Origin of the sequence: Niveispirillum sp., from assembly GCF_017996735.1 — a bacterium.
Classification (GTDB): Bacteria; Pseudomonadota; Alphaproteobacteria; order Azospirillales; family Azospirillaceae; genus Niveispirillum.
Genome location: NZ_JAGOGJ010000007.1, coordinates 69,258 through 88,619, shown reverse-complemented (window position 1 = coordinate 88,619; position 19,362 = coordinate 69,258). Strand labels below are relative to the sequence as shown.

The following is a 19,362-nucleotide window of genomic DNA, read 5'->3' as shown; positions in this document are numbered from 1 at the left end:
TCCTCGGGCGCTGCGGCGGCATGCATCCCTTTCTGGCCCGCCACCGCGCCCGCCGTCAATCCACCTCCTTGGGTGCCAGCAGCAGATACATGGCCGGCGTCACCAGCCGCGACAGGACGGTTGAGGAAATCAGCCCACCGATGATCACCACCGCCAGCGGCGAATAAAGCCCCGATCCGCCCAGCGCCAGCGGCAGCAGGCCGCCGATGGCGGTGACGGAGGTCAGCAGCACGGGCAGGAACCGCACCTCCCCCGCCTCCTCGATGGCGGCCTTCAGCGGTGTGCCGGCGCGGCGCAACTGGGTGGTGAAATCCACCAGCAGGATGGAATTCTTGATCTCGATCCCGATCAGGGCCACGAAGCCGATGACAGAGGTGAAGGACAGTGTGTAACCGGTCACGAACAGGGCCGCCATGCCGCCGATGATGCCCAGCGGGATGACGCCGGCCACCACCGCCGTGGTGGCAAAACTGCGGAATTCCAGGATCAGGACCGCCAGGATGCCGAACATGGCCACCAGGATGGCGCCCGACAGACCTGCGAAGCTCTTGGACCGCGTCTCCGCCTCGCCCCCCGTCATCAGCCGGTATCCCGGCGGCAGGCCCAGCGTCGCAAGCTGCTCGCCGATGGCGCGGGTCACCCGGTCGGTATTGTAGCCCGTGGCCGTGAAGGCGGTGATGGTCACGGCGCGTTCGCGGTTGAACCGGTCGATACGCGCCGGGCCGGTAATAAAATGCGGATCGCTGATGGCCGACAGCGGCACCGCCCCCGCCGCCCCCGGCACCCTGATATCGCCCAGCACGTCCAGCTCGTGCCGGCCCTCCATGGGCAGGCGCAGGGTCACGGGGTAATCGTCACCGTCGCTTTCCCGATAGGTGGCGACCGCTTCGCCCGACAAGGACAGGCGCACGGCGCGATCCACGGCCCCCGCCGGCACACCCAGCACACCCGCCTTGTCCAGGTCGATGCCCAGATCCAGGTCGGTGCGGTCCAGGCGCAGCGGGTTGACCACGTCGCGCGAACCGGGCGTGCCCTCGATGATCGAGCTCACCTTGGCCGCCAGTTCCTTCAGCACGGGCAGTTCCGGCCCCAGGATGCGCACCGCGATGGGCGCCTCGATGGGCGGTCCGTTCTCGAACACCCGCACGATGATCTGCGCGCCGGGATAGGCGGCCAGCCGGGCGCGCAGCTTGTCCAGCGCCAAAGTGCTCTGCTTCCCCTTCCATTCCGTCAGGCCGACAAAGATGGCGCCATGGGTCGGGTCATCCTCACGCGGGGTGATGTTGTAATAGATGCGCGGATTGCCATGCCCGGCATTGGCCATGACAAAGCGGACATCGGGCATCTGCTTCACCTGCGCCTCGACAAAGCGCACGGCCTTGTCCGTCTCGGCCAGAGGCGCGCCCTCGGGCAGGTCGATCTCGATCAGGAACTGGGGAATATCGGCGGACGGGAACAGGCTGAACCCGATGCGCGGCACCAGGGCCACGGACCCGGCGAACAGGATGGTGGCGATCAGCACCGTGAGGCCCGGCCGTTCCAGTGCCCGGTGCAGCACGGGGCGATAGACGGCATGGATGGCGCCCATGACCAGTTGCAGCGCCTTGTTCCCTTCCGGGTCCTCATGCCGCGACAGGATGCGGGCGGCCAGGAACGGGATCATGGTCAGCGCCACGAACAGCGAAGCCGCCACCGTGGCCAGTACCGCGACCGGCAAGGACTTGATGAACTTGCCCGACCCTTCCGGCAGGAACATCAGCGGCAGGAAGGCCAGCAGCAGGGTGGCGGTACAGCCCAGCACGGCCACCGCGATCTGCCGTGTACCCTCGATCGCCGCCTGTTCCCGGCTTTTGCCCATGCGCAGATGGCGGGCGATATTCTCCGTCACCACGATACTGTCATCGACCAGCAGGCCCAGCGACAGGACAAAGCCCGCGATGGATAGTTGGTTCAGGGTGAAGCCGGTGAATTGCAGCACCGTCACGCCGATGGCCAGCGACAGCGGAATGGCCAGCATTACCACCAGCGACGCCCGGAAGCCCAGCGGGATCAGGGTGATCAGAACCAGGCCCAGCGCGATGGCGAAATCGCGGAACAGGGTGGACAGGCGCCTGGCGACATTTTCCGACTGGTCGAACCCACGTTCCAGCTTGATGGTGGGCGGCAGGCTCCGCTCGAACTCGTCCAGGGCCGCATAGGCCCCCTTTCTCAATTCGAAGATATTCTGCCCCGGCTTCTGATTGGCGGTGACAAACACCGCACGCTGACCGTTGAAACGGGCGATATGGTTGGCCTCGTCCGCCGCCCAGGTGACCTCGGCCACATCGCGCACACGCACCACACGGCCATCGGATGCCCGGACAACGGTATTGGCGATATCATCCAGCGTGTCGAAATCGCCCTCCGTCTTCACCGTGAAGCGCCGTTGCCCGGCATGCAGGGCGCCCAGCGGCACCGCTGCCCCCTCCGCCTTCAAGGCATCGGCCACCGCCGTCGCGGGCAGGCGCAGTTCGGCCAGCCGCCCGGCATCGACGGCCACACGGACCTCGGTCCGCTCCTCCCCCCAGATCTCGCTTTCCCAGACGCCGGGCACCCGGTCGATAATGTCGCGCAGATCGTCGGCCCGCTTGCGCAGTTCCAGCGCCGTTGCCCCGTCGCCCACCAGCGCCACCTGCATAAAATTGGTCAGCGCGGTGTTGAACTTCTTCACCTCCAGCCGGACCAGCCCGGCCGGCAGGGTCGGGCGGATGGCACTCACCTCCCGCACCACCTGATCATATTTGCGCTCCGCGTCGGCGGACCAGTCGAACTCGACCGTGATCACGGCGACACCGTCGCGGGTGCGCGACGTGATCTTGGTGATGTCATCCAGGCTGTCGATGGCGTCTTCCAGCGGATCGGTGACCTGTTTTTCCAGGTCGATCGTGTCCGCCCCCGGCAGGATGGCCACCACCAGGACGGTGGGGATGGGAAAGCTGGGGTCCTCCGCGCGGGGAATGGACAGAAGCGAACTGACCCCCATGGCGGCCAGCATGGCGAACAGCACCAGCGTGAATTGCCACTGGCGCACGGAGAAGGCGGCGATGCTGCCCATGGCTCAGTTCCCCGCCGGCGCGATACTGATGGCGCTGTCGGGCCGCAGATAGGCGCCGCCGGCCGACACGACCCGTTCCCCCTCGGCAAGACCGGCGGCCACCAGAAGGTCGGCCCCGCGCAGGCCCGCCACCTTAACCTGCCGCCGCTCCACGCCTTTGCCGTCGGCCTTCACGACATAGAGCGTGGCCAGATCGCCGAACCCTTCGATGATGGCGGAGGCCGGCACGGCCAGCGGCGGCTGTGCCCCGCCCGGTTTCGGCGCGATCAGCAGGGTGACGATGCGCCCGCTGGACAGATAGGCAGGGGCGTCGGGCAGCGTCACCTCCACATCGAACACGCCGGTGCCCGTGGCACTTTTGGCCGCGATGCGGGTGACATGCCCCGTCAGCCTGCCTTCGGGCAGGTCCAGTTCCACTTCATTGCCGGTCCCGACCCGCGCCACGTCGCGGTCCGACAGGCCGGCGCGCACGATCACACCGCTTTCGCGATCCCCGATGACCAGGGCTGTGGTGCCCGCCGGCACGATCTGCCCCGGCTCCAGCGGCCGTGCCAGCACCACGCCGTCGGCCGGGGCCGAAATCTCCGACAGGCCCCGGTTGAAGGCGATGGCGTCGCGGTCGGCCTGGGCCGTATCCAGCGCCGACTTGGCCGCATCCACCCGCGCCTTCTCCACAAAACCCTTGGCGACCAGCGGCAGCAGCCGGTCCAGATCCTGCCGCGCCTTGGTGACACGGGCGTCAGCCGCGCGTAATTGCGCATCCACCTCCGTCACCTGGATACGGGCCAGACGCTGGCCACGCGTGACCGGATCGGCGATATCGACCTGGAAACCCTCCACCTTGCCCGCCACCTTGAAGGAAAGCGGGATTTCCCGCTTGAAGGCGACGCTGCCCGTGGCCTTGATCATCTGCGCCTCCGGGGCGGGGCGGGCCGCACTGACCGACACAGGCACGGGCGGGGCCGACGGGCTGGCCTGCGCCGCGTCGGGTGCCGGCTTGCCACACGCAGACAGGCCAAGGACAAGGATCAGCGGGAGGGACGCGCGCAGCATGGCACACCTAACCTAACATCGATAAGTTTACGGTGTTAGGTTTAGTCCGGCCGCGCTATAGGTCAATAGGGATTCTGAAGGTCGAAGGCATGGTTACCGGAAAAAGCAGGCGTGCAGCAAAACCCGGCAAGCGTACACGGCTTCCCGCCGCCGAACGGCGTGCGCAGATTCTGGCCGTGGCGCGCGACCTGTTTGTGACGCAGGGGTTCGAACAGGCCAGCATGCGCCGCATCGCCGACGCCGCCGGCATCACGCCCACCGCCATCTATGATCATTTCGCCGACAAGGAAGCGCTGCTGACCGCCATCGCGGCGGAGTTTTTCGACGGGCTGGTGGCGGCCATGACCGTACCGGCCGATGCGGCGACCGACCCGCTGGGCATGCTGCGGCAATTGATGATGAATTATGTGCGCTATGGACTGGCGCATCCCAACGAATATCGGCTGGTCTTCATGAACAGCCTGTCGCGCTTTGTCCCCACCCTGGGCCATCGCGGGCTGCCCTGCCAGCCCGGGGCCGCGCCGGACGATGTGGCGCAGAAAACGGCCAAGGCCATGCAGACCTTCGGCATCCTGCAATCCGGTATCGAGCGGCTGGTGGCCGCCGGGCTGCTGCGCGGCGACGATCCCGAAGGTTTCGCCGACAGCGTCTGGGCCATGGGCCATGGCATCGTATCGCTGGTCATCACCAAGGGCGATCGCAATTTCACCCCCATCAACCGCTGGCTCGACACCTCGATCACCCTCCTGTTCGACGGCATGCGCCCCCGCTGAGGGTCCGGTTCACACAGTCCGCAGGGCCTGAAGGGCCAGCGGCCCCATGATCAGATAGCCGGCGCGGTTGGGATGCACCGCGTCCCTGCCCAGTTCCGCCTTCAACCCTTTCTCCGCATCGGCCAGAACCGGCCAGTAATCCACATAGACATGGCCCTCCCGGCGGCAATATCCCGCGATCCAGTCATTCAGGGCCAGGATACGGTCGGTCGGATCGCCCACCGTCTTGCGCCAATAGATGTCGCGGGCCGGCGGGACGGAGCCGATGAAGACCTTGATCCCCGCCGCCCGGGCCAGTATCGCCATGCTGGCCAGATTGTCCTGGGTCAGGGCCGGATCGTATCTCCCGCCATTTTCCGCTACGTCATTGGTTCCCGCCAGGATATGAACGGCGCGGGGTGTCAGGTCCAGAACGTCAGGCGTAAAGCGCAGCAGCATCTGCGAGGTCGTCTGCCCCGAAATGCCGCGCCCGATGAAGCCGTTGGCGGGGAAAAACCCGCCATCATAGTCCGGCCGCGCCCAATTCTCCGTGATGCTGTCGCCCATGAAGACGACCCGCCGCCTGTCCGCCGGCTGCGCCTTGTCGGTGACGTTGGCGCCGGCATAGCGGGCGCGGTTGGCCCAGTCCAGCGCCTGCACCGGCTCCGCCGCCCGCCCCGGCAGCGCGGCCAGCAGCGGCAGGGTGGAAAGCGAGGACAGGAGATGGCGACGGTTCATGCGGCGGTTCCTTTCACAAGAAAGCAATGGGCGCGGTTTGGGGATGGCGTGCCGGTCCTCAGCGTTTAACGACAAGCTGCTTGCCCTCATACAACACCGCACGCTCACCCTTCACGGTGAAGTCGGCGGCCTTGTCGTTCCTGCCGTCGATCCAGCGGACACGAAGGGTGCGCTTCTCAACCATACCGGGGAACGCCCCCTGCCGGTCGGCGATGGTCAACTCACCGCTGGCCTGGTTCCAGCTCATCTTGATGCGGCTGAATTCGCCATGCTCATAGCCATAGGTGGTGCCTTCATCCTCATACAGGTCGAAGGACCCGTCCGCCCCGGCATAGATGTTGATCAGCAGCGATCCATCCTGCGTCTCGGCGGTGGACTGCACCGCCGGCCCGGTCGGGATAATGGAACCTTCCCGCACGAACAGCGGAATACGGGTCAAGGGTGCCTCTACCGTGATCTCCTGCCCGCCGGCCTGCTTCTCGCCTGTGTAGAAATCCACCCAGTTGGCGCCGGCGGGCAGATAGACCGCCCGGGTCGTGGCGCCCTGGGTATAGACCGGCGCCACCAGGATGCTGGGCCCGAACAGGTACTGTGTGCTCAGGTCCTTCACCCTGGCATCGGCGGGGAAATCCTGCGCCAGGGCGCGCATGATGGTCCCGTCCTTGTGCCAGGTGTCGCCGGCCAGCGTGTAGATATAGGGCAGCAGGCTGTAGCGCAGCCGGGTGTACCAGACCATGGACTGGTAAATGTCCGATCCTTCCGGCGCGATATGATAGATCTCGCGCAGCGGGAACTGCCCGTGCGACCGGAACAGCGGGCTGAAGGCCCCGAACTGGAACCAGCGCAAGTTCAATTCCCGCCATTCCGCCTGGTCCGCGGGCGCCATGGGCTGGGCCTCGAACCGTCTTTCAACGGCGAAACCGCCAATATCGGTGGTCCAGTTGGGCAGGCCCGACAGGCTGGTATTGATGCCGGCCGCGATCTGGTGTTCCAGATCGACAAAGCGCGACACCACATCGCCCGACCAGACCGCCATGCCATGGCGCTGCTGTCCCGCGAAACCGGAGCGGGTCAGGATGAAACTGCGCCGCCCACCATCGTCGCGCCGCTCCCCCTCATACACGGCCTTGGTCTGCATCAGGGGATAGGAATTGAAGAAGGCGGAACCCGGCCCCATGGCCGTCGGCCCGATACGCAGCTTCACCTCCTCCATCGGCAGGTTGGAATGGACATCCGGTTCGGTATTGTCCAGCCACCAGGCATCGACCTTCAGCAGGTTCAGCTTGTCGCGCATCTGCCGCCAATAGATATCCCGCGCCTCCTGGCTATAGGGATCATAATGCGCGTTCAGGTACCCCTCGCCGATCCAGTCGCGCTCCCCCTTCTCCACATTGCGGCGGTAGATATAGCCCTTGGCGTCCAGTTCCTTGTAATGCGCCGTACTGGGATAGAATTTCGGCCAGACGGAGATCATGAGGCGGGCGTTCAGCTTGTGAACCTGATCCACCATGCCGGCCGGATCGGGGAAGCGCGCCTTGTCGAAATCATGGCTGCCCCAGCCATCTTCGGGCCAGTAGTTCCAATCCAGCACGATATTATCCAGCGGGATACCGCGCTTGCGGTATTCCTTGACCGTGCCGACCACTTCCTCCTGGGTCTTGTACCGTTCCCGACTCTGCCAGAACCCATAGGCCCAGCGTGGCAGCATCACCGACTTGCCGGTCAATTGCCGGTATCCCGCGATGACCCCATGGATATCGTCACCGGCAATGACATAATAATCCAGGGCATTGGCCACTTCCGACGACAAGGTCAGGGCATGGCGCTGCTCGGGCGGCAGCGGGTCCTGATGAGAGACGCCGATATAGCCGCCATCGGGTTGCCATTCGACGCGGATGTCATGCTGCTTGCCGGCCTCCAGCGCGATTTCGAAATTATGGAACCAGGGGTTCCAGTTCTGGCGCCAGCGATGGATGACCTCTTTGCCATCCACGAACACCGTGGCGTAGCCTGACGAATAAAGCTGGAACTTGTGGATACCGGCCTTGGTCGTAGCGATCTTGCCCTGCCAGGTCACCTTCTGGCCCGGCGTGTCGCGCGTCTTGTCGGGGCGCCGGGTGCCGCCCACTTCCGCCGGCCAATTGACCAGATCATCCAGATCACGCCAGTCGATCTTGGCCTCGCGGCGCACCAGCTTCGCCTCGCCATCCCTGGTATAGGTGGCGGTCAACGCCCCTGCCTGCCCTTGCGCGTCGAACAGCGTCAGGGACCCGTCCAGATCGGCATAGTCATGCGGCACGCCGAACCGGCTGATAGAATTATTGTCCCAGAGCAGGCCGTAATTGCGGCTGGACACCACGAAGGGGACGGCGATGTCCATATTATGCTGGGCCAGCCGCACATCTTCGCCGTTCCAGTTCAGCACCCCGTTCTGATGCTGGCCCAGGCCGTAGAACGCCTCATCCGTGCCGGGATTGAAGCTCTGGCTGATCGTGTAATAGTCGCGGTCCAGCACCTTGACGGGCGCGATGGTGCCGCGATCCTTCTCGGCCAGCAGTTCCTTGCCGTTCCTGTCCAGGAAGCGGACGGCACCCGTCGCCAGCGTCAGTTCCGCGGTCAGCGCAGGCGTCTTCACCCGCGCGATCTTGCCATCCTGTTCCACCGTGAACCCACCATTCGCCGGACCGGCAACGGTGATCAGGCTGGCGGGAATGTCCAGGCTGTCGGTCGGCACCGCCGTAACGCGGATGGTGCGGTCATTGATCACCTGCAGGCGCAGCTTCTTGGCCGGTCCCGCCGACAGGGTCGCCACCAGCCCGTCCGCCGTCTGCTGTACGGAATCCGGCTGTACCGCCTGGACGGGCGAGTTACCGCCGGATGTGGCACCACCATCGCAGCCGGCCAGCCACAGCAGCGGCAGAAGGGCGGCGCGGGCCAGCATCGTGGATCGGAAAGTCATGCGTTATTTTCCCCCTGTCGAACTGCCAATGTCTTTGTCGTTAAGGTGTTCCCTCACCCTCCCAAGCCTTCCGGCTTGGGCCCCTCCCTCTCCCGCCAAGCGGGCGAGGGTTTAATACGCCCGCCCCCCAAATCCGCCCTTACCTCGTCGGATACGTCCCCAGCTTCACCCGCAATACCTGCGCCCTGTCGGTCAGGTTCAGGCCATAGTCGGTCTGGTCACCGTTCCAGACCCGGTCCATGACCCAGACGCCCTCCAACAGCCGCCCTTCCTCCACCCGGTCGTAAATGCGGCCGCGCCCCTCCCGCGTGCTGATGAAATCCACCCGCACATGCATGCCGGTGATCAGGTAATCGTCCTGGCCCATCTCGATCACCACGGCACCGCCCATGGGCGTGGCATTGCCGGGCGGCTTCTCCATGCCGAACTGGCCCAGCCCATAGGACAGCTCCGCCTTCCACGGCGCCTCGCCCAGCGCGATCTCCTGGGCATGCTCGGCCTCCGGCTCCGCGCCGCCCCAAACCCTTCCCTTCAGGCTGCGCTCGGCGATCAGGTCGGCGATGGGGCTGACGGTGCGGTAGGCCAGGGTAAAGGGCGCCAGCGTTTCCGGCGTCACCGTCGCCGCCCCCAGGGGGGCGTTGGAATATCCCGTATAATCCAGGCCGAACGGGCTGAACCCGATGCCCTGTTTCCCCAGCACGGCAAACAGATAGCGGGCATAGACGGGCTTGCTGCCCATCTCCGCCACCATCAGGGCATTGTCGGGCCGTCCATACTGTTCCAGCGTCTTCATGTAGGGCGCGTGATGTTCCATGTAGATGTCGGGCGCCAGGACATCGATATTCGGGGCCGCCGCCTTCCAGATATCCAGCACGTTCCAGGTCGGCCCGCCGGCGGAATAGGTATAGGGGTCCTGGTCCTTGAACGGGTCGCGCAGGGCCGCATTCACATAGAGGGGCAGGTCATATTCCTGCTTGCCCGCCGCCGCCACCGCGTCCACGAAGCGGCCGATATGCCAGGCATGGAAAAACTCGTCGGCATCCTTGCCGAACAGGTCCCGCCAGATCCCCGGCTTCTTTTTCATGGCCTTGACCAGATCGGCCGGCACAGGGCCGTTGAACAGCCTTTCCGCCTCGCTTCCATGGTCGCGGATGGCGCCATAGGTGCCGACCTCGTTCTGGACCTGCACCATGATGACCGTGCGCTGCGTGTCCACCTGTTTCAGATGGCGCATCAGGGCGGCGAAGGCCTTGCTGTCGGCAGCCAGCGTTTCCTTGCCATGGGGTGACAGGGAATTGCGGATGATGCCTTTGGCCTCCACCACGCGCGGGAACCGGTCATTGTTCAGCTTGACCCAGCCGGGGGCATAGTTGGGGCCGTTGTTTTTCCAGGTCGCAAACCAGAGCGGGATCAGCCGCACCTTGTTGGCACGGGCCTGTTCCAGCAGCAGGTCGACAAAACTGAAATCGAACCGGCCTTCCACCGGCTCGATCTGTTCCCAGGCGATGGGCACCTGAACCGTATTGGCCCCCACCTGCTTCACGGCCGGCCAGACAAGCGGCAGGGCGGCGTGATAATTGCTGGAATTATTGACCTGCGCGCCCAGGATCAGGAACGGCCGGCCATCAACCAGCAGGGCATGGCGCCCCTTCTCCGTCACCATGCGCGGCGGCGGCAGTGGCGGGGAACCGTCGGGCGCCGCATGGGCACCGATCGCACCCGGCAGGGTGAGACCAGCCACCAGACCGCCGAGAACGGCATAGGCGCGGATAGTGCGCAACTGCATCGATCGCCTTCCCGGCAGGCGGCATCGTGGCCAGAAGACCACCGCATCCCATCCCGCACGCCTCCCCGGACCCTCATCCGCCGGCGGCGGGACGGTCCTTATTTCGTTATGAACGGATGATACCGCTACCAATTACCCGGAACAAGAGTGCATAAATGATTAGTAAGACAATTCAGTCGGCACGACATCCGTTGGTGACGCCGCAGCCGGCCAAAAACATAGCAGGAGGAAACCATGCCCCCCTTCCGCACCCTGGCGCTGGCCTTGCTGCTGCTGGCCATGCCGGCCGCCGCGCTCGACCTGACCTCCCCGGACGGCAAGGTTGCCGTGCATGTCGATCAGGACCCGGCAAGGTGGCTTACCTATGCCGTCACCTATGACGGCACGCCCATCCTCGCCCCGTCGATTCTGGGGCTGGATCTGGCCGGACAGCGGCAGGCCCTGGCGGAAGGGCTGACCATCACCGGCACGGCGACCCGCAGCCATGACAGCCTTTATCGGCTTGTGGCCGGCAAGGTCTCCACCGCCCGCGACCATTTCAACGAAGTGACCGTCAGCCTGATGGAAACAGCGGCGCCCGGCCGGCGGCTGGACGTAATCATCCGCGCCTATGATGATGGCGTGGCCCTGCGCTACCGCGTGCCGGCACAGGCAGGAATGGCGGAACTTGTGATCCGACAGGAACGCACCCGCTTCCGTTTCGCCGGCGACTATGCCTGCTGGGGCCTCAATCTGGGCCATTTCCGCAGCTCCCATGAAGGGGAGTTCGATCCGGTCGCCGCCAGCCGCATCCGCCCCAGCCATCGCTACGATGCCCCGCTGGTCTGCCGCACCTCGCCCACCGGCCCCGCCTTTGCCATCACGGAGGCGGACCTGCGCGATTATGCCGGCCTCTATCTGACCCGCCCCGGTGATGGCAGTCTGGGCGTGGAAAGCGTCTTGTCGCCGCGCCCCGATCAGCCAGGCATCGCGGTGCGCCGCCTCCTGCCGGCGGACGGGGCGTTCAGCCCCTGGCGCGTGCTCATGCTGGCCCGCCATCCCGGCGCGCTGAATGAAAGCAACCTGATCACCACCCTGAACCCCGACCCCGCCTTTGCCGACACAGGCTGGATCAAGCCGGGCAAGGCCTCCTGGGACTGGTGGAACGGCTGGCGCGCGCCGGATGCGCAGAACAAGGTCCAGGCCAACGACGCCACCGTCACCGCCTTCATCGACCAGGCGGCCAGCCAGGGCCTGGACTATATGCTGGTCGATGATGGCTGGTACCTGAATTCCGGTGGCGAGGGCACCGTGAAGGATGGGGCCGACCTGATGCGCGTCACGCCCGGTCTCGACCTTCCGGCCATGATCGACCATGGCCGGAAAAAGGGCATCGGCCTGTGGCTCTGGATGCATTGGGAAGTGCTGGAGCCGCGCATGGAGCAGGTGCTGGCCCATTACGCCCGCATGGGGATCAAGGGCATCAAGGTCGATTTCATGGACCGGGACGATCAATGGATGGTGGATTTCTACCATCGCCTGCTGTCCACGGCGGCCCGGCACAAGCTGCTGGTGGATCTGCACGGCGCCTATCACCCGACGGGCCTGATCCGCACCTATCCCAACTATCTGACGCAGGAAGGGGTGCTGGGGGCCGAGTACAACAAATGGTCCAGCCGCATCACGCCGTCCCACAATGTCATGCTGGCCTATACGCGCCTGTTGCTGGGGCCCATGGATTACACGCCGGGCGGTTTCCGCCATGCAACGCCGGAAACGTTCCAGGCACGTTTCACCCTGCCGGAGGTGCAGACCACGCGGGCGCATGGCCTGGCGCTCTTTGTCGTCTATGACAGCCCGTTCACCTGCGTGTCGGACAGTCCCGACGCCTATGAAGGCCAGGACGGGCTGGATTTCATCCGCGCCGTCCCCACCGTGTGGGACGAGGTGCGGTTCGTGGCGGGGGAGGTCGGGGAAAGCATCGCCCTGGCCCGGCGCAAAGGCGACATCTGGTATGTCGGCGTGATCAATAATGAACAGGCGCGCGACCTGGACCTGCCCCTGTCCTTCCTGGGCCGGGGAAGCTTCACCGCCGAGATCCTGTCCGACGGTCCCGGCCCCGCCGCCCTGTCGCGCGGCAGCCGCACGGTGACCGCCGCCGACCATGTACAACTGGCCCTGGCCGGTGCCGGCGGGGCGGTTCTGGTCCTGCGGCCGGGCACGTGACCCGTCATTTCCATCCGGCCCTCTCCCACCCCGGCGCGCCCCTGCCTTGCAGGAACCGCCCTTAACGCCCCCCATTTGCCCGGCGCATAGTTTCGCCATTGCCCGTTACGTGCCCTGGTGCCATGTCCGAAGCCACCACGGTCGGCCAGCCGACCAGCCCTTTCGCCTTTGTCCCCTACCGGCTTTACTGGTTCGCCCGAATCTCGGCGATCCTGGCGCTGCAGATGCAGATCGTGGCCACGGGTTGGCGTGTCTACGATGTCTCCGGCAGCCCCATGGCGCTGGGCCTGATCGGGCTGGCAGAATTCCTGCCCTCGATCCTGCTGGTCCTGATCACGGGTCACGTCGCCGACCGGTTCGACCGGCGGCGCGTGATCAATGTCTGCCAGGGGCTGGAAATCCTGGCCATGCTGGTGCTCTGGCTGGCGCTCTGGGATGATAATACCAGGGCGCTGTGGCCGGCCTTCGTGGCCGTCACTATCCTGGGAACCGCCCGCGCCTTCGAAATGCCGGCGGCCTCCTCCCTGGTGCCCAATCTGGTGCCGGCAGCGCTGTTTCCGCGCGCCGTGGCGTTGAACTCCTCGGCCTGGCAGGCGGCCTCCATCGTGGGGCCGGCGCTGGGCGGCCTTTTGTACGGGGTGATCGGCCATTGGGTCTTCGCCATCTGCGCCCTGCTGTTCGTGGTGGCCTTCATCCTGGTCACGCTGATCCGCCTGCCGCCGCGTACCACGCCGGCGGCGGTGAAGAAGGTCAACCTGGAAACCCTGTTCGCCGGCTTCCGCTTCATCTGGTCAAAGCCCATCGTGCTGGGCGCCATCTCGCTGGACCTGTTCGCGGTGCTGCTGGGCGGGGCCACGGCGCTGCTGCCCGTGCTGGCCAAGGACCAGTTCGATGCCGGCCCCATCATGGCCGGCGTGCTGCGGGCCGCGCCCTCCGTCGGGGCGCTGGTCACGGGACTTTGCCTGGCCTTGTGGCCCGTGCGGCGGCGGGTAGGGCGCGTGCTCTATCTCTGCGTGGCGGCCTTCGGCGTGGGCACCATCATTTTCGGCATGACCAGTTCGGCCCTGGTCGCAGGTGCGGCGCTGGTGGTGATGGGGGCGGTGGACATGGTCAGCGTCTTCATCCGCCAGTCGCTGGTGCAGCTTGAAACACCCGACGACATGCGCGGCCGCGTCAGCGCCGTCAGCAGCCTGTTCATCGGTGCCTCCAACCAGTTGGGCGAGTTCGAAAGCGGGGCCACCGCCTCCTGGTGGGGGGCCGGCCCGGCCGTCATCGTGGGCGGGGCGGGCACGTTGGTCATCGTGGCCCTCTGGTGCGTGCTGTTCCCGGCCCTGCGCAAGGTCGACCGGTTTCCCGGATCGCCCCCCAGCGCCTGATGCAGTGCAGCATCGCGCCCGCCGCAAGGGCCAATTATGAATTTTTCGCTAGTGTAGCCATTCGGACACATTTTTCACTTTTCAAAGCCCGTCCTGTTGGGTTATAAGAAAGTGACTTGACCGTTGCATAAGGGCAACTGTCAGGGACTTTACCTCCTTATGAGGCTCCCTTCATCTCTTAGCCGGCTGCTACCCGCAGCCGGCTTTTTTTTGGCTGGAACGACCCGTCACGCCGGTTGCCCACAGGGCTGCGACTGATACCATCGGTCAAAATTCCTGACCGATGGTACGGCGGCGACTGCCGCCGCGCGGCCCATGCCGCGTAGCCAAGGGCGCGGATGCGCCCGCCGGCGATTGAGGCGCACGAAAGCTTGACCATCGGTCATGATTTCGTGCCGCTGGGATGAGTCCAACAGAAATATGTCGCGATACCGTTCCGCGTGCAACGGGTTTCAGGCAAAACGGATGAAGCGTGTCCGCGGAAAAACGGCGCAGGCCGTCAGGGTGACCGAGACAAAAAGCATGACGCCCAGGTTCAGCGGAAACTGGAAAAAGTTCAGATAACCCGGCGCCAGCATCATCAGGGTCAGGAAGATGTAGAAATGGTGCGTGCGCACGAAGGCCGGGCCCCGGTCGCGCAGGCGCGTCAGCAGCATGAAGGCCATCATCACCGTGCCCAGATAGGACCAGTCGGTCAGGCCGTGCAGCACCACGCCCGCCACGCCGAAATCGGCATAGGCCAGAATCGGGCCGCCAAAGGCCGGGGTATGACCGGCCGCCGCCATGCCGGGATAAAATATTTCGTTCAGCAGCGTCGCGCCATAGACGAAGGGCTTTCCGGGCCAGAGGGCGCGGGGCACGGCCCCGATGATCTCCGTCGATGAAATCTCACCATAGAACAGGTCCGTCAGGCCGTTCTGGTAGGCCCGCACGAAATAAGCGCTGTTCGAATAATAGTCGAAATACAAGAAGATATCGACCAGATCGGCCGACCCGAAATTCAGCAGCACCGCCGTGGACATGACCAGACCGGCCGCCGCGACGGTGGAAATGCGGATTTTGAAGCCATAGATCAGCATGAAGGCAAAGGCCGTCACGGTGTAGAGCACCAGATAGCCCTTGGACCCCAGCAGGAAGACGAAGGGCAGGAAGACCAGCCAGGTGACGATTATCCGCTTCTGGCTGTTGGCCGCCAGCAGGGCCAGGATATAGGACACAGCGATCATCGAGACCGCGATGGCATAGAAAGGCCCGGCCCCCGACCGGTGCAACTGGTACCCCGTGCGCGGGCTCATCAGCCAGTTCAGCAGACCGAAGCTCCAACTGGCCGTGACCACGAAAGCCAGGATGAAGACCCCGAAGAACAGCAGCGCACACAGCCGCAACCGCTCCCCCGACAGGGGCTGGAAATGGAACCGGTCGACAAAGCGGCCCAGCACATCGTCGCGCGAGAGATAGAAGACCAGCAGCCCCGCCACCGCCGTGCGCAGGGTGAAATGCAGATTCTCCAGCAGGATCAGATATTGGTAGGTCTGGTCCAGCACCCCATCGGTGAAATGCACCGACGGCCCTGCCAGCAGCCACAGCAGGCGCACCGGCAGCAGCGCAAAAACCGTGATGGAATAGGGATTGAGATAGGCGACACCCAGCAGGCGCGCGAAAAACAGCAGGAACAGCGGCTCCAGCGCAAAATTGTACAGAAGGTTCAGCGCGAACAGCGCGTCGTAGAAGGCGTCCATCATGCCCACGCTGGCCCTGATCCATCCTGGGAATGCGCATCGCTGCGCCGCGCAACGTTAGAGAAGCGGCCCGCCAGGGTCAAGCCGCGCCCCGGCCGCCGCGTCAGGATGGAGTCGCCGGAGTCGCCCAAACGACCCGCCCATGGCACAGGCAGAGGCGTTCGGCATCACCCTATTTCGGCCATTTTTTTGGCATTTCATCGTATGCAATCCGACGTAGGACACCCCGCCCCGGCCTGCGTAAGAGAAAAGTGGTAATCTGTTATAAAGTCGCTTATGTTTGGGCCAGACAGCGTTTATGGGGTGTCGGATGTACTCACATCCTCAACATGGTGGCGGTGAAGAGGTCAAGGAACTGCGCCGGCAGGCGGGTGCTTGGCTGAAGAACCGCCGGACCGAGGTCGGGCTGACCCAGCGTGTGCTGGCCGAGTCCGTTGGCCTTGAATATTATACGATGGTGTCGATGATCGAGGCGGGACGCGGACGCATCCCACCGGACAGTTATCTGGCATGGGCGAACGCGCTGCAGATGCAACCGGCGGAGTTCGTGCGGACCTTGATGCAGTTCTACGATCCGATTACCCATTCCATCCTGTTCGGCGACGCCGGCTCGGCCCCCCAGGCCAATGCCGGGGAAAAGTCGACGCCGAAGTTCCGCGTGGTCTGAACAGGTTTCATTTTATCGTCAGCAGGTCAGAGCCGTCGCCATGGGCGAAATCGTCTCCATCCAGATTGCGCAATTGAAGGCCGCCCGTCCCGAGGCGACCGACAATGCCCTGCGTGAACGGATGACCGCCCTGCGTGAGCGCCGGGCGGCCTGGGGGCGTATCATCCGGCAGCAGCGGGTGGACCGTGGCTACACCACGCGGACGCTGGCCGATGCCGTGGGCCTGCCCAGCCCCACGCTGGTCAGCGCCATCGAAAGCGGTCGCGGCCGCCTTCCCGATGGTGTGCTGGCGGGCTGGGCCCTGGCGATCGGCATGGAACCATCCGACTTTGCCGCCGGTTATCTTTCCGCTTTCGAACCCGATGCCTTTGCCGCTCTGCGGCCGAACCAAGAAGAAGGGAGGCCGGCATGAGCGCGTCGGCCGAAATTTTCCGCTTCCCGGACAGGGGATCGACCAATGGTGGCAATGGCGCCTGGAGCAATCAGGACATCGCCGATGTCTATCGTTGCCTGGATATCTTCGCCCGTAACGGCCTGAGCGTGGAAGCCGCCTCCGGCATGTCGGAGGAAGGGGACCCCTGGTTCTCCATCGAGGATACGACGACCGGCGACGCCCTGGTCCATATCGCCCGGATCGACGGGTTCTTCATTGTGCATGTGCTGGATGGGGAGGCGTGGTCGGGCGACACGCTGCGGGATGCGCTGTCACAGCTTGATATTGGCGGGCTGACCGGCCTGGAGGCCGGGATCGGCCATCATGACGCCGCTGCCGATGGCGATGACGACCGTGACGGGACGCATGCCTTCCTGCGCATCGTCAGTGCCGTGGTCGCCGTGTTGACGGCCGACGTGATCGCCAACGCCGTCACGCACGAGGCGGCGGCATCGCCCCTGCCCCCGACCGGCGCGCCAGACGCTGGCGACCACTCGAATGATGGTAACAAGGCTGTGCTGGATTTGCCAGCGGTCGAGGCGACCTTGCCCACCGCGCACCGGCAGGAGACGACGGCCGCATCGGCGGATGACGCGGGCGATCGGCAGCCCCTGGCGATAAAGGCGGAAAAGACCGCCGACCACGATCTTCATGATGACAGCGCCGCGGCCGTGACCGTCACGGTGCAGAACGTGCAGGCACCGGTCAAAGACGTCCAGGTCGTGACGGTGCAGGCGGAGGATGTCCTGGATACCGGCAAGATGATGGCCCTGGTGGCCGTCTCCGACCGGCAGGAATCGTCGGGCGTCGCCCTGTCATTCGTGGCGGCGGGCGGCGACCATGTGCAGGTGGCCTTCAATGAAAAGGCCTATTTCGCAGGGACGGCAGAAAAGGCGGACACCTTCATCATCATCCTGGGCAAGGATGAGAAGGAGGTAACCAGCAAGGTGGGGGACTTCGAAAAGGGGCATGACAGTCTGGTGATCGAACAATCCGACGACAAGGGCACGAGCAGCGCCCTTATCACGGATTTGGGGGCTTTGGTTGCCAATGGCGGACAACAGTTGACGGTGATCGGTCAGGCGACGATGGAAATTCATCTGTCGGCGCCTGGGCACTCGCTGGTTGGCGGAGGTTGAGTGAAATGAGTTTGGCAGCCCTTGAAACCCTGCTTACAGGAAGCAACAGCCTGTCGATCACGGAGCTGGAGCTTTACCACGCGATCAACGACCTGCGCCTGGCCAAAGGCCTGACACCGCTGAAACCCTCGCTCGACCTGTCGGTCATGGCCGGGCAGCATGCCGCCGATTTCGACGGCAATGTCGGGTATGCGGCTTGGTCGCAGGCAGGTGTGGCGGTCCGTGCCGTCCCGTCTCTGCATCATTGGAGTGATGGGCAAAGCTACACCAGCGGCGTGCTGGCCATGGCCAGCGCCTTGAACCTGACGCTGCCGCGCAGCATCGGGGAAAATGCCGAAGGCGTTCTGGCGGGCAATGCCGATGGCGACATTCTCAGCACCTGGCTGGACAAGCCAGGTACCGCCAGCAACCTGCTTTCCACCAGTTGGGATGCCATCGGCATCGGCATATCCGGCAGCATGATCTATGCGACCTTCGGCAGCTATGCCGAAAGCGCCGCGACCATCGCCGTTGTGCCCATCGTCGGTACCGTCGGCGCCGACAATATTCGTTCCACCGCCTGGGCCGACAGCATCGCGGCCAGCGGTGGCAATGACGTGATCTCCAGCCTGACCAATGGTGACAGCGTCGATGGTGGCACCGGTCTTGACCGCATCACCCTGTCGGGGGCGGCGGCCAGCTATACAATCGCACCCCTCACGGCGGAGGATGGCAGGACCTGGGCCGTCATCACCGGCGCCGAGGGGCAGATCAGCATCGTCAATGTCGAATATGTGCAGTTCGCTGACCGGATCATCGACAGCAGCAACTGGGGGGCGGAAGCCACGCATGTGCGGTTCGACGACGATTATTATGGCAAGGTCAATGTGGATGTGGCCGCCGCCGTGACCGGTGGCGCCATTTCCTCGCTGGAGGAACATTTCTGGTCCTTTGGCGCGAAGGAAGGGCGTGATCCGGCCTCCTTCTTCGACAGCAGCTACTATCTGGCGCACAATCCCGACATCGCGGCGGCGATCCAGGCGGGCACGGTGCGCAGCGCGTTCGAACATTACCTGCTGTTTGGGCAGTTCGAGGGGCGCAACCCCAACGCCTATTTCAACAGCATCGACTATCTGGAACTGAATCCCGACGTGGCCGCCGCCATCCAGACGGGCCAGGTGGCATCCGCCATCGACCATTATCTCAGCTTCGGCCGCTATGAAGGCCGTCTGGCGACTGAGCAGTTCAGCGAAAGCTATTACCTGTCGCACAATCCGGACGTGGCCGCCGCCGTGGCCGCGGGTGTGTTCGACAGCGGCCTCAGCCATTACCGGCTGGTCGGCCAGATCGAGGGCCGGGTGCCCTTCGACACCGATATCATCATCGGCTGACAGCATCGGCTGGCAACAGAGTCCGCCTGAAGATTGATCTTTGGGCGGACC

At 64.7% G+C, this 19,362-nt stretch carries 13 protein-coding genes; 7 read left to right on the top strand and 6 right to left on the bottom strand.

The features are described from left to right. Window positions 1–55 precede the first annotated feature (55 nt). Both KBA48_RS04655 and KBA48_RS04650 read right to left on the bottom strand, forming a co-directional pair. A complete protein-coding gene (locus KBA48_RS04655) occupies window positions 56–3,094 on the bottom strand; it encodes an efflux RND transporter permease subunit (protein ID WP_292903834.1) in 3,039 nt (1,012 codons plus the stop codon). A gap of 3 nt (window positions 3,095–3,097) precedes the next feature. After that, window positions 3,098–4,147, bottom strand: coding sequence for an efflux RND transporter periplasmic adaptor subunit (locus KBA48_RS04650; RefSeq protein WP_292903833.1), 1,050 nt, complete (start codon window positions 4,145–4,147; stop codon window positions 3,098–3,100). 89 nt (window positions 4,148–4,236) lie between these two features. Here KBA48_RS04650 and KBA48_RS04645 point away from each other — a divergent pair, with 89 nt between their 5' ends. Continuing rightward, a complete protein-coding gene (locus tag KBA48_RS04645; protein ID WP_292903832.1) occupies window positions 4,237–4,920 on the top strand; it encodes a TetR/AcrR family transcriptional regulator in 684 nt (227 codons plus the stop codon). Window positions 4,921–4,929: 9 nt separating this feature from the next. On the opposite strand, the gene KBA48_RS04640 is transcribed toward KBA48_RS04645, so the two are convergent. From KBA48_RS04640 to KBA48_RS04630, 3 genes are all read right to left on the bottom strand, one after another. Next, window positions 4,930–5,637 carry a GDSL-type esterase/lipase family protein gene (locus KBA48_RS04640; RefSeq protein ID WP_292903831.1) on the bottom strand — a complete coding sequence of 236 codons (708 nt, stop codon included), beginning with the start codon at window positions 5,635–5,637 and terminating at the stop codon, window positions 4,930–4,932. 58 nt (window positions 5,638–5,695) lie between these two features. Then, entirely contained in the window at window positions 5,696–8,596 is a 2,901-nt protein-coding gene (locus KBA48_RS04635) for a TIM-barrel domain-containing protein (protein ID WP_292903830.1), read from the bottom strand. Between the two features lie 139 nt (window positions 8,597–8,735). Then, window positions 8,736–10,382 (bottom strand): DUF5597 domain-containing protein, encoded by a 1,647-nt coding sequence (locus tag KBA48_RS04630; protein ID WP_292903829.1) that lies wholly within the window; start codon window positions 10,380–10,382, stop codon window positions 8,736–8,738. Between the two features lie 234 nt (window positions 10,383–10,616). Here KBA48_RS04630 and KBA48_RS04625 point away from each other — a divergent pair, with 234 nt between their 5' ends. Together KBA48_RS04625 and KBA48_RS04620 are read left to right on the top strand one after the other, a co-directional pair. Then, on the top strand, window positions 10,617–12,587 hold the full coding sequence (locus KBA48_RS04625) for a glycoside hydrolase family 97 protein (protein ID WP_292903828.1): 1,971 nt from the start codon (window positions 10,617–10,619) through the stop codon (window positions 12,585–12,587). 122 nt (window positions 12,588–12,709) lie between these two features. Next, a complete protein-coding gene (locus KBA48_RS04620) occupies window positions 12,710–13,963 on the top strand; it encodes an MFS transporter (protein ID WP_292903827.1) in 1,254 nt (417 codons plus the stop codon). Between the two features lie 452 nt (window positions 13,964–14,415). Here the strand turns inward: KBA48_RS04620 and KBA48_RS04615 are convergent, their stop codons facing one another. After that, on the bottom strand, window positions 14,416–15,711 hold the full coding sequence (locus KBA48_RS04615; RefSeq protein WP_292903826.1) for a hypothetical protein: 1,296 nt from the start codon (window positions 15,709–15,711) through the stop codon (window positions 14,416–14,418). A 301-nt stretch (window positions 15,712–16,012) separates the two neighbouring features. On the opposite strand from KBA48_RS04615, the gene KBA48_RS04610 reads away from it, so the two are divergent. From KBA48_RS04610 to KBA48_RS04595, 4 genes are read left to right on the top strand one after another with little or no spacing between them, the layout of a single operon-like run. After that, window positions 16,013–16,369 (top strand): helix-turn-helix transcriptional regulator, encoded by a 357-nt coding sequence (locus KBA48_RS04610; RefSeq protein ID WP_292903825.1) that lies wholly within the window; start codon window positions 16,013–16,015, stop codon window positions 16,367–16,369. A 40-nt stretch (window positions 16,370–16,409) separates the two neighbouring features. Further along, window positions 16,410–16,781, top strand: a complete 372-nt coding sequence (locus KBA48_RS04605; RefSeq protein ID WP_292903824.1) for a helix-turn-helix transcriptional regulator — start codon at window positions 16,410–16,412, stop codon at window positions 16,779–16,781. Then, window positions 16,778–17,941, top strand: a complete 1,164-nt coding sequence (locus tag KBA48_RS04600; RefSeq protein WP_292903823.1) for a hypothetical protein — start codon at window positions 16,778–16,780, stop codon at window positions 17,939–17,941. Before KBA48_RS04605 ends, KBA48_RS04600 begins: the two co-directional genes overlap by 4 nt. A 5-nt stretch (window positions 17,942–17,946) precedes the next feature. Continuing rightward, entirely contained in the window at window positions 17,947–19,311 is a 1,365-nt protein-coding gene (locus tag KBA48_RS04595; protein ID WP_292903822.1) for a CAP domain-containing protein, read from the top strand. Window positions 19,312–19,362: the final 51 nt, after the last annotated feature.

Coding starts and splice junctions, on each gene's coding strand:
- KBA48_RS04645 (WP_292903832.1), top strand. CDS start 4,237: ATGGTTACCGGAAAAAGCAGGCGTGCAGCAAAACCCGGCAAGCGTACA.
- KBA48_RS04600 (WP_292903823.1), top strand. CDS start 16,778: ATGAGCGCGTCGGCCGAAATTTTCCGCTTCCCGGACAGGGGATCGACC.
- KBA48_RS04595 (WP_292903822.1), top strand. CDS start 17,947: ATGAGTTTGGCAGCCCTTGAAACCCTGCTTACAGGAAGCAACAGCCTG.
- KBA48_RS04635 (WP_292903830.1), bottom strand. CDS start 8,596: ATGACTTTCCGATCCACGATGCTGGCCCGCGCCGCCCTTCTGCCGCTG.
- KBA48_RS04655 (WP_292903834.1), bottom strand. CDS start 3,094: ATGGGCAGCATCGCCGCCTTCTCCGTGCGCCAGTGGCAATTCACGCTG.
- KBA48_RS04625 (WP_292903828.1), top strand. CDS start 10,617: ATGCCCCCCTTCCGCACCCTGGCGCTGGCCTTGCTGCTGCTGGCCATG.
- KBA48_RS04610 (WP_292903825.1), top strand. CDS start 16,013: ATGTACTCACATCCTCAACATGGTGGCGGTGAAGAGGTCAAGGAACTG.
- KBA48_RS04640 (WP_292903831.1), bottom strand. CDS start 5,637: ATGAACCGTCGCCATCTCCTGTCCTCGCTTTCCACCCTGCCGCTGCTG.
- KBA48_RS04650 (WP_292903833.1), bottom strand. CDS start 4,147: ATGCTGCGCGCGTCCCTCCCGCTGATCCTTGTCCTTGGCCTGTCTGCG.
- KBA48_RS04620 (WP_292903827.1), top strand. CDS start 12,710: ATGTCCGAAGCCACCACGGTCGGCCAGCCGACCAGCCCTTTCGCCTTT.
- KBA48_RS04605 (WP_292903824.1), top strand. CDS start 16,410: ATGGGCGAAATCGTCTCCATCCAGATTGCGCAATTGAAGGCCGCCCGT.
- KBA48_RS04630 (WP_292903829.1), bottom strand. CDS start 10,382: ATGCAGTTGCGCACTATCCGCGCCTATGCCGTTCTCGGCGGTCTGGTG.